The sequence below is a fragment of the Fibrobacter sp. UBA4297 genome, assembly GCF_002394865.1.
Classification (GTDB): Bacteria; Fibrobacterota; Fibrobacteria; order Fibrobacterales; family Fibrobacteraceae; genus Fibrobacter.
Map to the genome: position 1 here is coordinate 12,605 of NZ_DGUZ01000002.1, position 13,847 is coordinate 26,451.

General features: G+C 51.3%; 7 protein-coding genes. All 7 read right to left on the reverse strand.

The genetic code is table 11. The annotated features are described in order from the left end of the window. Positions 1-115: 115 nt before the first annotated feature. Positions 116-2,221, reverse strand: coding sequence for a carbohydrate-binding protein (locus B3A20_RS01035; RefSeq protein WP_290760917.1), 2,106 nt, complete (start codon positions 2,219-2,221; stop codon positions 116-118). 646 nt (positions 2,222-2,867) lie between these two features. Beyond that, complete coding sequence (locus tag B3A20_RS01040; RefSeq protein WP_290760918.1) at positions 2,868-5,060, reverse strand: carbohydrate-binding protein; 2,193 nt, start codon at positions 5,058-5,060, stop codon at positions 2,868-2,870. Between the two features lie 174 nt (positions 5,061-5,234). Then, complete coding sequence (locus B3A20_RS01045; protein WP_290760919.1) at positions 5,235-7,460, reverse strand: carbohydrate-binding protein; 2,226 nt, start codon at positions 7,458-7,460, stop codon at positions 5,235-5,237. A 209-nt stretch (positions 7,461-7,669) separates the two neighbouring features. Beyond that, positions 7,670-9,901, reverse strand: coding sequence for a carbohydrate-binding protein (locus B3A20_RS01050; protein WP_290760921.1), 2,232 nt, complete (start codon positions 9,899-9,901; stop codon positions 7,670-7,672). Positions 9,902-10,023: 122 nt separating this feature from the next. After that, positions 10,024-11,244 (reverse strand): hypothetical protein, encoded by a 1,221-nt coding sequence (locus tag B3A20_RS01055; protein WP_290760923.1) that lies wholly within the window; start codon positions 11,242-11,244, stop codon positions 10,024-10,026. After that, positions 11,241-12,107, reverse strand: coding sequence for a DUF4423 domain-containing protein (locus B3A20_RS01060; protein WP_173560975.1), 867 nt, complete (start codon positions 12,105-12,107; stop codon positions 11,241-11,243). Before B3A20_RS01060 ends, B3A20_RS01055 begins: the two co-directional genes overlap by 4 nt. Before the next feature lie 543 nt (positions 12,108-12,650). Further along, positions 12,651-13,841 (reverse strand): FKBP-type peptidyl-prolyl cis-trans isomerase, encoded by a 1,191-nt coding sequence (locus tag B3A20_RS01065; protein WP_290760927.1) that lies wholly within the window; start codon positions 13,839-13,841, stop codon positions 12,651-12,653. Positions 13,842-13,847 lie beyond the last annotated feature (6 nt).

The window sequence follows — 13,847 nt, forward strand, 5'->3', positions numbered from 1 at the left end:
CTCCATATAATATGGACGTTTTGTCAATGATTTGCGAAATTCGCTCAAAAGCAGCATTTTGTCCACAAAAAAAAACGAGAGCCAATCGCTCGGCTCCCGCTTTAGGAATATGAAATTATTTAACCACCGAGATGCGGTAAGCCTTGCCGCCCTTCAGCGACTTTACGATGTAGACACCACCTCGACGCACCACATTTTGGGTCATGTGCAGGACATCGGCAGACACGGCATTGAACTTGCCCACGAACATGCCATTCACGTCATAGACGCCAAACGTTTCAGCGACAGTGACCATGTGAGGCTTCGAATACTTGATGGCAATTGAAGAATCTCCCGTTTCACCGCCGATAGGTTCGGGGTCCTTAGCATCCTTGCCCTTCACAAACGTGAAGTAGTCCACATCCATCCAGGAGCCGACCACGGTAAAGCGGAGAATATGCTGACCGGCCGGGAGCGTCACGTTTGCGCTCACCTTGTTGTAATCATCGTAATTTTCTTCGCCATCGTTCTTAGGCACAGAAATCACGTCCGTGAGTTCCTTGCCGTCCAGGGACATCTGGAAGCTCGAAGTTGCATTGGCCGATGCGACAGCCGCAAAGAACGTGTAATCGCCCGCTTCCTTCACGTTTACAGTGTATTCAAGCCATTCGCCTTCCTGGTTGTAGCCCACGATATAGCCAGTAGCCTTCTTGTAAATGTCAACGCCAGTGCCTTCACGGTAGTTGGTTTCGCCATGGTCATCGGAATCGGTTTCGTAATAGGTCTTGTTTTCCTTGCCGGTACCCGGAATGTCGAAGTTCTCGGCTTCAACCTTGCCCGGGAGCTCCACAACCTTGCCACCAAACGGTTCGCGAGGTACAGGATCTGCCGGAGTGCCACTGCCCACGAGTGTCACAATGCAGTCCTTGAATTCCGAGCTTCCCGCATCCATGGTGATAGTCACGGAGCCGTTCTTCACTTCAACTTCGCCTTCATATTTTGCATTCTTTGCCTGGCTCGTCGTGTACACGTGGAAGGATTCCACATCGGCACCCTTCACATTGACGGTCACAGTCTTGCTATTCTTGTAGTCGCGGTTCACGAGCACCACGATAACGCTATCGCCATCTTTGCTCTTGTATGCACTTGCAAAGACTTCCTTTTCGGGGTTTGCTGTAGCGCCCACGCGGACAGCACCCGGGCGGACAAAGCGCGCAAACTGGCTCATCACGTAACCGCGCTTAGAAATCTTGCCGATTTCGTTGCTCGGAATCTGGAGCTTGTTGCCAAAGTCCTTTTCCATAATCAGGCCATAGCAGCGACGGATGTACCACCAGGTGTACTGATTGAAATTGCCTACGACCATGGCGCGGTGGATTTCGTAAGCCACGTCCATGGCGTTCACGGTATCGCGCTTGTTGGCGTTCGCCTGGTCACCCGTATTCGTAATCGTGCGCCAGTAGTTACCGCTTCCCTGGCTTTCGGTATAGTGTTCCGTCATCCAGCGTTCGACTTTTTTTTGGTCAGCAAGGCTGTACTGGAAGAAGTTGTCCCCAGTCCTTCGGTCACTCGCGTAAAAATGCGCGCCGAGAATGTCCCAGTTCTTGAGGGCATTGGCATCGTTCAAGACCTTGTTGTAGAGGTTCTTGTCATAACGGAACGATTCCGTCGAAATCACCTTGACCCCGTTCTTGCGCATTTTGTCTGCGTAACCCTTGGTGAAGTTGTAGATTTCGTCGGCACTCCAGCAAGCCCATTCATGGCACCAGTCCGGTTCGTTACTGATGGAGATAGCGTACAGGGGTACGCCCTGATTCTTCATGTAGTCGTTAAAGCTATTCAGGTGGTCCACATACTTCTGGTAATTCGAAGAAGCCATGTGCTGGTTCGCCCCTGCGTACGGCGATGTCCACGGAGTCGCATAAAGGATAAAGTCATCGCCGGCGTACTTTTTGGCATACTTTGCGGCCTGAACTTCCTTGTTGAAGTCATTGGAATTGGCGTAAACCGGAATACGGAGCGTGTTGAGGCCGATTGTGCCATCGCCCGTACCAAAAGCAATCTTCGCATCGGCTTCGGAAAGGCCTCCACCGCCCTGCCACTGGTTATGCACCATGCCGCCAAACCCGCGGATAACCTGGTGTTCTTCGGTCACGTCAACGTTGACCGTCGAGGCAAAAGCAGGTATAGCAAAAACCAAACCGTAAGCGGCAGCCTTCAAGACTTCACCCATGCGCTTCATAGTAAATCTCCTAAAAAAGTAATCCCATATTTTTTCGTAATTTAAATTTATACCCCTCGCGCAATGATTTTACACCCCCAGAATAATTTTCCATTGTCAATTTGGTAATGAACGAAAAGACTCTGTAACAAGAGTCTTTTTTTCATTCATAAATGAACTTCATGCGGGCGGGGCCCCAGCTCGGAGTTGCGAAGGCCGCACGGGCCCCTCCCTGCACCCTCCCCATCCTTGGCCGACGCTTTATTCTCTCGACGATTATTTTTTTTGTTTTTTTTCATTAAATTACACGCATTATATTAGGAGATGTAAACAAAACACCTCGGAACGTTCGTCCCGAGGTGTAATGACGCCATTCAGCGCCATTAGGGTGTGTGGTTTAGGAGGATCGTTTGGGCTTCAGGCGCCCTACAAGGCCGTAAACAATAGCCTATCGCAAACTCAAAAACATCCCAAATTTTTCGCCTGCAAAACAGCAAGGCTTTCCAATATGGAATTTAGAAACTCCAAACGCCCAAAAGGCATTTTTCCAAATATTTATCATTGACATTTTGGTAATGGGGGGATTAGGAAAGTTGCGAGTCATTTGCAAAAACACCCCGGGGTGCCCGAGGTGTTCCTGTTATTTGGTTTCGGAATTATATGAATTTTATCTTGCGACAGAAGTCATGAAAGTCTTGCGGCCGTCAATGCTCTTGAGCATGTAAACGCCTTTGTTGAAACCTGCACTCTGGAGGGCTTCGCTAGCCTTCTTTCCGGCGAGTTCCACAGTGCCCATGAGCTTTCCGCTCACGCTATACACGCGGAATTCGCGGGAACCGCTCGTCTGGAACCTCACTGCGTTCCTGATACCCATCTTTTCCACATCGCCAAGGGAGAACCAATCGACGTTTACGTTGTCGCCAGTAATCACGAGACGGATTACATGAGTGCCCTTAGTAAGTTTCGCCTTGCCACCATCGAATTCCTTGTAGACGCTCCAGTCTTCACCGGTCTGCGGAACCGTAATGGTATCGCCAACAGCCTTGCCGTCCACCAAGAAGCAGAAGCTCGCGCTTTCCATGCCAGTAGAAGCCGAGGCCTTAATCGCATAATCGCCGTCTTCCGGGACTTCGACCGTATATTCAAGCCATTCGCCAGATGCGGTATAGCCAATCGCCATGCCCGTGCCACCTTCGACAATGTCAACGCCCAAATCTTCGCGGAACTTGGCATCGCCCTGGTTTTCGGAATCGTTATCGCTGTAAGAATCCACATCGCCACCGCGACCCGTGCCCGGGATGTCGTACTTTTCAGCTTCAATCTTTGCCGGGAGCTTCACGGCGACGCTATCGTAGGGAACTTGCGGAGTCGGCGGAGTTGTGCCGCTACCTTCAAAGCCCCATGCCTTAATTGCCATGGTGGAGTCCTGAGAGCCCTTGAACACGAGGAAAATTTCATCTACGATGCCCTTGAGGCCGGTCACTTCGCAGGAATTTTCTGCAAAAGTGTTCTTGTTGCCGGTATTCTTGAGCGTACAAGTGCCAGCGAGCGTACCTGTAGCAGAGCCCGAATGAATTTCAATCTTGTTGCCATCAGCAGCGCTTGCCGCCTGAACCACAAAGCCCGTTGCCGCCGTACCAAAGTCCACGCCACTCACGCGAATCCAGGATTCCTTCGTCGAAAGCGGAAGCAGCAAATGTTCGGCGACCTTGCCCGGAGCCCAGTTCGAACGGCTGCGAATGCCCTTCTGCTTGGAACTCGTCAAAGCCGGGTACCAGTCATACGGATCGAAGTTTTCAATCTGCTTCGGGCCTTCCTTCGTGAAGGTCAGCGACTTCATGGTACCGTCATTGTTGTAGAAAAACTCGTCAACGCTTACGCTGCGGTGGAAAGCCGGCACCGGATTCGGCTTGCCATCGTCTGCCGGGATTTTTTCGAGGCCGTCATAACCGTTTGCAATGCGGCGGTCATGGTAAGCCACGTACCAGTGGCCCTTGAATTCTGCAATGCCATGGTGGTTATTATTGTTCGCATTGATGTTCTGGCCGTTAATATTCGGGTTCCCCATGAAGATACCCTTGTATTCGTAAGGACCCATCGGGTTCTTGGACATGCCGTATGCAATGCGCAAGTCGGCCGTACTATAAGAGAGATAGTAATTACCCTTATACTTATGGATGTATGATGCTTCCATCGCCTTCGGACCGCCAATTTTCAGGTTGGTCTTGGAGCTCACATCGAAGCCCTTCATATCCTTGTTGAACTTGTAAATATTGAAGATGTTATTGTTGTTGTCGTTTGCCGGGCGGGAATTGCTACTACCGCCACCGAACGTGAAATAGCCCGTGCCATCGTCATCGAAGAAGATTGCCGGGTCAAAGCACCAACCGATACCGTCGCAGTCTGCAAGACCGCCACCCCAGTTGTTGATGAGCTTCTTGTTGCCAGAGACCGGGTTTGTCCACGGGCCTGCAATGCTGTCGGCACCGATAAGGCCGACACCGCCACCACCGCCATCCGGGAACACAATGTAAAGTCTGTGGTCATTCGGGTTCACCGCAATGCCAGACGCCCAGATATCGCCAATGCCATCGACCTTGCGGGCATCGTAAATGATACCGAAGTCGGTCCAGTTCTTCATATCCTTCGTGCGGAAACCGTAAAGGGCCTTGATATTATAGCCATTGGCATTCGATGCAGCAGGGTCATCCGAGTCGGTTATGACATAGAAATAAGTATCATCGGCAGCGGCACCCGGGTCCGCCAAATAGTGGTAACTCGAAATCGGGTTGTCTGCAAGCGCGCCCACACCAAAGCCCGCCAGCAAGCCAGCCATCGTTAAACGTTTCAGTAATCTCATTGTTCACTCCTTGGGATCGACCAAACACACCGCCATCCCGTTTTTTATAAAACTATCCTCAGAAATGCCAAAAGACCCACGAAAAATCGTAGGTCTCATGGATAAAAAGTCAATAAATCAGTAGGAAGTAGGCGGTAGGAAGTAGGAAGTGGACTGTAAGTGGGAATTTCCCTCTTAACGAGTCGTTCTTACTCTTGCCACCGCGCCGTTGTTACGGTTACGGATGATGCAAACGCCCTGCACGCTCTTGGACATGGCATTATCGCGCCAGAGCTTCTTAGCTTCGTGGATGTGGCGAGCCGTGAAGCTCGTAATCTTCTTGCCGTTCAGATCGAACACGTCGAAGTTTGCGACTGCATCGGCACCAAGCACCCTGAAGCCTTTGATACCAATCGTTTCGTCGTCCGGATCCGTAGCATTCTTGCCAGCAGCAAACTGCATGTAGTCGATATCGAACCAGTCGCCCGTAACAGTGAAGCGCAGGACATGTTCACCGGCCGTGAGCTTCACATTGGCCTTGACCTTCACAAAGTCATCCCAGCTGTCACCGGAAACCGGAACTTCGGCGATGGACTTGTCGTCAATGGCGAGCGTAAAGCTAGCCGTGGAATTGTCCGTAGCCACAGATGCAAACATCGTGTAGTCGCCATCTTCCTTGACGTTCACGGTGTATTCGAGCCATTCGCCGGACTGGTTGTAGCCCACGACGTAGCCCGTAGCCTTCTTGTAGATATCGACGCCAGTGTCTTCGCGGTAGCTCTTGCCGCCGTTGCTTTCGGCACCGTGGTCTTCGGAATCGTTTTCGCTGTAGGACTTGATTTCGCTACCGCGGCCAGAGCCCGGAATGTCAAAGTCTTCCATTTCAATCTTGCCCGGGATTTCCCAAGCCTTACCGCTAAACGGCTTCTGCGGTTCCGGCGGAGTCGTGCCACTGCCTTCGAAGCCCCAGGCCTTGACTGCCATGGTCGAATCCTGATTACCCTTGAACACGAGGAACAACTGCTTTACAATGCCCTTGAGGCCTTCAACTTCGCACTTGTTTTCGGCATAGGTGTTCTTGTTGCCGGTATTCTTGATGGTGCAAGTACCCGCAAGCGTACCCGTTGCAGAACCCGAGCGGATTTCGACCTTGTTACCATCAGTCGTGCTTGCGGCTTCAACGGTAAAGCCCGTTGCGCCAGCGCCAAAGTCCACGCCCGACACGCGGAGCCAAGCTTCCTTGCTCGAAAGCGGGAGCATCACATGGTCAGCGGCCTTGCCCTGCACAAAGTTAGAGCGGCTGCGGATGCCCTTCTGCTTGGAGCTCGTGAGTGCCGGATACCAATCGTACGGGTCAAAGTTTTCAATCTGTGCCGGACCTTCATCCGTCACCTTCACCGTCTGAATGGTGCCGTCAGCATTGTAGAACATTTCATCAACAGAAACGCTACGGTGGTAACCTTCGTTCGGTTTTGCCTTGCCATCATCCGCCGGGATAATTTCCAAGCCGTTGTGGCCCTTCGCGATACGGCGGTCATGATAGACAACGTAAGAATGGCCCTTGAATTCGGCAATACCATGATGGTTGTTGTTGCCGTTGATGCTACGGCCGTTCATGCTCGGGTCGCCAAGAATCGTACCCTTCCAGGTGTACGGTCCCATGACGTTGTTAGACGTGCCATAGTCAATCGTCGGAGCGCCTTGCTGCCAGCCGGTACTGTAAGAGAAGTAGTAAGTACCCTTATGCTTGTGGATGTAAGAAGCTTCGAGCATCTTGCGGGTCGGCAAGTTGTTCACCTTCACATGGGAACCGTTGCCCACCGGGGCATTCTTCGCATCGTTCAGCTTGACGATATCAAAGTTGTCTGTATTCGGACGGCTATTGCTTTCGCCACCGCCCCACGTCACGTAGGTCGTACCGTCGTCATCAATAAAGATACCCGGGTCAAAGCACCAAGAAACGCCATCGCAACCGATAATGCCTCGGCCACCGACAAGCTTATCCTTGCCCTGGCCCACGGCGTTTGTCCAGGGGCCTTCAATTGCAGGAGCCTTGATGTAGCCAATGCCACCGCCACCGCCATCGGGGAACACGATGTAGAACGTGCCGTTATGCACGGCAATGCCAGAAGCCCAAATGTCGTTAATGCCGCTCACCTTACGGGCATCGTAAATAATGCCGAAGTCGGTCCAGTTCTGCATATCCCTACTGCGGAATGCATAAAGGGCGTAAATCTTGTAACCGTTAGAATTGTACGGAGCCGGGTCATCGGAGTCCGTGATGATGTAGAAGTAATCATCGTCAGCGGCTGCACCCGGGTCAGCCAAGTAGTGGTAAGTAGAAATCGGGTTGTCAGCGAGAGCGCTTACTCCAAAGCCCGCCAAGAGTCCAAACATCGTTGCTTTCTTAAGTAGTTTCATAACACTCCTTAGGATCGACCATACACCGTCAATCCATCCAATCTAAAAGTATGTCCAAAATCACAAAATAGCCCTGAACACGCCAAAAGATTTATGGACAAAACGTCAATGGATTAGTAGACAGTAGGAAGTAGGCGGTAGGAAGCTGGATGCAAAAAAGGCTCCTCTTTCGAGAAGCCCTTTTAGATGGAGGTGTGAGTGAGGAAAATCTAGCGCGTCATGCGGACCTTAGCCATCATGCCAGTGCCACGGTTGCGGATGATGCACACGCCCTGCACATTAGCCTGGGCGCCACCACGAAGCATGTTCTTCGCTTCGTCCATGCTATGGGCCGTGAAGCTAGAGACCTTCTTACCGGTCAAGTCAAACACGTCGTAAGTTGCAGCAGCGATTGCATTCATGCGAACCATCTGACGGATACCCACTTCGCCACCTTCATCCGGGTCCTTGGCATCCTTGCCTGCTGCAAACTGGATGTAGTCGATGTCCATCCAGTCGCCAGTCACGGTAAAGCGGAGGATATGCTTACCCGACGGGAGCTTCACATTAGCCTTCACCTTGCTGTAGTCGTCATAGTTTTCTTCGCCATCGTTCTTCGGGACAGAAATCGATTCCGTAATATCGTCGCCATCGATGGAGAGCTTAAAGCCAGAGGTCGCATTGGCAGAAGCCACAGCAGCAAACATCGTGTAGTCGCCTTCCTTTTCGACATTCACAGTATATTCCAGCCATTCATCGGCCTGGTTGTAACCGACAACGTAACCCGTCGCCTTCTTGTAGATATCGACGCCGGTACCTTCGCGGTAGCTCTTGCCGCCATTGCTTTCGGCACCGTGGTCATCGGAATCGTTTTCGCTATAAGAATCGTTGCCAGCGCCATAACCCGGTTCATCGAAGTTTTCCATTTCGATCTTGCCCGGGATCGCCCAAGCCTTGCCGCCAAACGGAGTCTGCGGTTCAGGTTCGCGCTTCGTACCCTGGAATTCCCATTCAAGAACGCCCATGGTAGAGTCCTTGCCATTGTTCTTGAACACGAAGAACACCTGGTCGATAACGCCCGTAAGGCCCTTCATTTCGCAATCGTTATCCACGAAGGTCATGTTATTGGCGGTCTTTGCAAGTTCGCAAGTACCGGCGAGCGTACCCGTCGCACTACCCGTATGAATTTCAATCTTGTTGCCATCGCCCACGTTTGCGGCCTTGATGCGGAGGTTTTCAGCACCTTTACCGAAGTCCACGCCAGTAACGCGGATCCAGGATTCGCTACGGCTCGTAAGCGGCAAGAGCACGTGCTTGACCGGCTGGCCCTTGGTCCAGTCGGTACGGCTACGGATGTTCATTTGCTTGGAACTCGTCGTTGCCTTATAGGTCTTGTACGGGTCGAAGTTCTTAATCTGCTTTGGTCCTTCACGTGTGAAGGTGAGCTTGTTCATCTTGTCGCCATTCCACGTGAGTTCGTCGATGGACACGCTTCTGTGGTTTTCGTAGTTCGGGTTTTCGGAGCGCACGCCCTGCTGCGTCGTTGCAGCCGGGTGGTTATCGGAAGTCACCAGGCGACGGTCGTGGTAAACGGCATACCACTTGTCCTTGAACGGAGCAAAGCCCTGGTGGTTGTTACCACCTTCGCCGTGCGCATCAGGCACGGAGCCAATTCCCGGAATAACCGTACCTACGAAGGTATAAGGCCCCCAAATATTGTTGGACATACCATAGTCAATCACCTGGCTACGGTTGTTGAAGCTCAAGTAATAAGTGCTACCCTTCTTGTGCAGGTAAGGAGCTTCAAAAGAGTTCGGCAAAGAAACCTTCTTCAAGGAGTTCTTGTCGAAAGTAATCTTGCCATTGCTTTCGGTAAAGCTGATAATGTCAAAGTTGTTGCCATACGGGCGGCTGGAGCTTTCGCCACCACCGAAAATCACGTAACCCTTGCCGTCGTCATCAATCAAGATGCCCGGGTCAAAGCAGTGCGCAATGCCGTCGCAGCTACCAATCAAGCTACCGCCACCTGCAATTCTATTGACGCCATGGGTTTCCTTGACCGGGTCGGTATAAGGACCATCGATAGCCGGAGCGGTAATCATGCCCACGCCGCTTGCACCATCAGGGTAAACAATGTAAACCTTGCCGTTTTTCACGGCAATGCCCGAAGCCCAAGTGTTGTTCGGGTAATTGCCGAATTCACGCCTCGAACGGAAAATCATGCCGTGATCAGTCCAGTTCTTCATGTCTTCAGACGTGAAGGCGTAAAGGCCAACAATATCGTAGTTCCAGTTTGTCTGGTTGTTATAATCATCCACATCGGTCAAGATGTAGAAGGTATCACCGTCAGAGGCGCAAGAGGGGTCTGCCAGATAGTGATAGCTAGAAATAGGGTTGTCAGCAAGCGCACTTACTCCAAAGCCAGCAAGTAAGCCCAGTGCAGCCAAACGTTTCATGTTCATACACACTCCTTCGGACTAGCCATACACCGCCAATCCATCCATTTTAAATCTATCATCAAACAACAAAAAAAGACCTGCAAAGCGATGCAGGTCCATTGATAAAATGTCAATAGTGGATAAATCTATTCTTCTTTCCGGACAACGCTCTTCTTCACAACCGGGGCGTACGGGTCAAAGATACCGTAGCCAAAGACTTCGATATCGTCCACCCAGACTTCCGTATCCATAGCACCGAAGATGCCAATCTTTGTGACACTGTCCTTCACCGCTTCCCAGCCGTAGTTACCGCCATTGCTGTCGGCCGTATCCAGTTCCGCCGGAATCACGGTAAACTGCGTCCAGACCGTATCCGCCTCGAAATGGCGCCAAGACTTGATATTATCGGAACTCGTCACGGAATCGTCATTCACGAACCTGTCGAACGAGAACGAAATTCTCGACGGAGTCGAGACGCGGACCCAGAAGCGGATAGAATCCAGATCGCTCAAGTTGACATAGCCACCCAGTTCACGACCGATAAGCGCCCAGTCCCACTGAGCCGCAGAATCGCGTTTACAGATAAAGTGTGCAGCCTTGCCTTCGCGACCAAGACCTGCCGATTCAATATTAAAGGTGACCTCCGCGTTGAGCGATGCAGCAGCTTCCCACGCGCCGGCGCCATTTTCAAAGTCATCAAATACAAAATATTTCTTGACGTATGCAGAGTCACCAAGGTAAAGGGCGCCTTCGCCAGATGGCGCACCAACGTCAGCCTCAATGCGGCCATATTCCGTGACCGAGTCAGCATCAGCTTCGTTCACGAAAGCGACAATTTCGACATTGCCGTTCGGGAGCGATTCAAACTCAAAATAGCCCGAGGAATCCATCGGGACCTGATAGTCCAACCCCTGAACAGAAACTGTTGCAGAACGGCGGACCAACTGCGGAAGACCGACACGACCGGAGACCTTGGTCGGTTCCGAGACTTCGACTGTCAAAGGTGTCGTGGAATCAGATTCGACGTATGCAATCTTTACAAAGCCCTTCAAATTCAAGGAATCACTGCGGGCTTCAATTATATAAGAACCAGTCGGGACATCAGACAGAACCACTCGGCCCTGTTCGTCGGTTTCAAAGTGCAACTGGTAGAGGGAGTCCGAACCCAGTTCGGTTGCACCCGACAAATAAGATTCAGGGCGGACAATAACGTCCATACGTGCAGCAGGCGTGCCATCGGCCAATTGAGTAAGCACCGCGATGGAATTTTCCGTTTCCATCGACGATCCTGCGGTACGACCGCTATCGCAGGCGACATTGCACAGTGCCAACATCGCCAATCCGTATGTCCACGCCCGTTTAATCATTTTTTTACTCCTGCACCTTCCCCTTTTATTATAGTATTTTCCGATGCCCCTCCTTTACGGGCAACCGGATAAAAAGCCATAGAAAGCTGCATAACACGATCAGGATTCTTGGCTCCGTCTACTCTTTTTTGGACTAGACGGCGGAATTCCCTCAACATGTCGCCCAAATCCTCGAAGCAGGACTGGTCTACAGATAGGGTCAGTGTAGAAATATTGCGTTCATTGACGGGGACGTTTTCGAGCGCATCGCTCGCAAGGCTCAACACCTGGCGCTGGAAATTGCGCACAGCCTTCGCCTTTTCGGGCCCCCCTACTGTCAAATGGGCTTCGGTGAGTGCGAGCTTGCCCGATGCAAGCTTCTTCACGAGACCGACGCTCTTCAAAGTTTCAATGGCTTCGAGAGCCTGTTCCTCAGTGATCGGCGGGCAGATATCCTTAGCAATCTGCTTGACGTTTACAACACCACCGTTCAATTCCAGGTAGGCGCGTACCGCAGGAATCCACCAGTTTTCGAGGAGTTTAAGTTCAGCAGCCTGCAAAGAATGGCGTTCCACGTCGCGCAGCGAGAGTGCCTTCGCCATGAGTTCTTCGCGCTTGGTCTTATCCTTGCTGACAGCAGCAGAATACAGGAGGTCGAAGTATTCGGCCTCGCGACCACTCAGCGCAAGGATTTCCTTTGCCGCAGGTAATGCATGAGCAGGCAAGTGCTGCTTCTTTTGCAATACGCGATAGAGATAGCTGGAGTCTAGCCCGAGCTTATCACCCATCATGCGGTAGCTGTAGAAGGGCATCTCGACCTTGCGCCTGTCGTAGAATTCCTTCAAGAAGTCGCGGTAATCCGCTATGTCAGAAAAAGTAACCATCAATATCTAAAATATTTAAAACAGAACACCGAAGACCTACAATGTAAACATTTGGTATGGATATTTTGTCAACGGAGTAGCCGATGGTCATAAGATAATAAATGCGCAGAATGGATTAAAATGGCGTTTTTTGAGAAAATGGCGAAATTTACGTGAACTCAGCTTATTTTTCACCATTTTTCACGTAAAATCATTACTTTATACGAAATATTTTTGGTCTTTTTCATCATTTCGTCTTCTTTTTTGTGGAAATAAGGGCGTTTTATAAAGCAAATGGACATATATAGGGGGTAAAAACAGGCTTTTTCAGAGAAAATCGATTACTTTGTGTAAAATTTTACGTGAATACGAACAATTTTTCATCGTTTTTCACGTAAAAAACAACCATTTTTCAATTTTTCGATTTCCAGTAGCGAGTTAGTTTATTCAAAACAGGCGTATTTACAACCGACGCCCCCATTTTGCCCCACAAAAAAGTCCGCCGAAGCGGACTTTTCCAAACATTTTCCGATAGCAGTATTCCTGCCTGCTGCGGCTCCGCCGCTATTCCTCTCCGAGGTATTCCACGGCAAAGATGAGCGTTGCACCGCCAGGAATCGGACCTGCACCGCGGCTGCCGTAGCCAAGGCCAGGCGGCACCACGAGGATTCTCTTTTCGCCGGGGAGCATGCCCTGCACGCCGAGCTCCCAGCCGCGGATCACGTTACCCGCACCGAGTTCAAATGCAAACGGCTGACCGCGATCGCGGGAACTGTCGAACTTGTAACCATTCACCATCCAGCCTGTGTAATGCACAATGGCGCGGTGACCAGAACGGGCCGGTTCGCCTTCGCCCGGCTTCACGATAGCATAACGTAAACCTTCCGGGCCATTTTCGTACTTGAGGAGTGTTGTATCCGGGAAGAAATCCATGTGCTTTGCCAGTTCCGGATCCACATCGCTAGAAACCATCTCGACACGGAACAAAAGCGTAGAGTTCGGCGGGATCATCGAGAACGCCGTAGCGCCATAGCCCATTGCCGGCGACACGCGCAACCAGCGAACGCCGCCCTCGCGCATCCCTTCAAGACCCGTTTCCCAGCCCTTGATCATCTTGCCGGCGCCCATCACAGCTTCGAGCGGCTTGCCCAAATCCTTAGAGCTACCGAACTTGCGACCGGAGAGAAGCCAGCCCGTGTAATGAACCTTAATTACGTTACCCGCAGCGTTCAGCTTGCCACTACCCGCCTTTTCATCGTAGACCTTGAGCCCGCGGCCCATGTCACGCCATTTGAGTTTATCTACATTAGCCGGGAATTTGTCTGCTTCGAGCGGCTTTTCGGCATGGACAAGTTCAACAACGAACATCAAGTCGCTATTAGGCGGAATGCCTTCGAGAGAGTTGTCGCCATAAGCCATCACGGAGGGCACCGAGAGCTTGCGCACCTCACCAATCTTCATGCCGACAAGGCCCTTGTCCCAGCCTTCAATCACCTGACCCACGCCAATCGTGAATTCCAGCGGCTGTTCGCTGTAATAAGAGTTTGCAAAATAGGGAGCCTCGACCGTCGAATCCGTTGCGGCCTTGTTCACCATTGCGCTATCGACCGCCAAATAACCTTTATAATGGACCTTAATCAACTGACCTGCACGAATGGACTCTCCCGCGCCCTCCTTGAGCGTTTCGACCTTAAACGGGACGGCCCAGGCAGTACAACAAGCAAGCATCACTATAAAAAACTTTAATTTTGACATAATATC

What these genes read in the sequence shown, in the direction of transcription:
- B3A20_RS01065 (WP_290760927.1), bottom strand. Translation starts at nt 13,841, where the DNA reads ATGTCAAAATTAAAGTTTTTTATAGTGATGCTTGCTTGTTGTACTGCC.
- B3A20_RS01055 (WP_290760923.1), bottom strand. Translation starts at nt 11,244, where the DNA reads ATGATTAAACGGGCGTGGACATACGGATTGGCGATGTTGGCACTGTGC.
- B3A20_RS01050 (WP_290760921.1), bottom strand. Translation starts at nt 9,901, where the DNA reads ATGAACATGAAACGTTTGGCTGCACTGGGCTTACTTGCTGGCTTTGGA.
- B3A20_RS01060 (WP_173560975.1), bottom strand. Translation starts at nt 12,107, where the DNA reads ATGGTTACTTTTTCTGACATAGCGGATTACCGCGACTTCTTGAAGGAA.
- B3A20_RS01045 (WP_290760919.1), bottom strand. Translation starts at nt 7,460, where the DNA reads ATGAAACTACTTAAGAAAGCAACGATGTTTGGACTCTTGGCGGGCTTT.
- B3A20_RS01035 (WP_290760917.1), bottom strand. Translation starts at nt 2,221, where the DNA reads ATGAAGCGCATGGGTGAAGTCTTGAAGGCTGCCGCTTACGGTTTGGTT.
- B3A20_RS01040 (WP_290760918.1), bottom strand. Translation starts at nt 5,060, where the DNA reads ATGAGATTACTGAAACGTTTAACGATGGCTGGCTTGCTGGCGGGCTTT.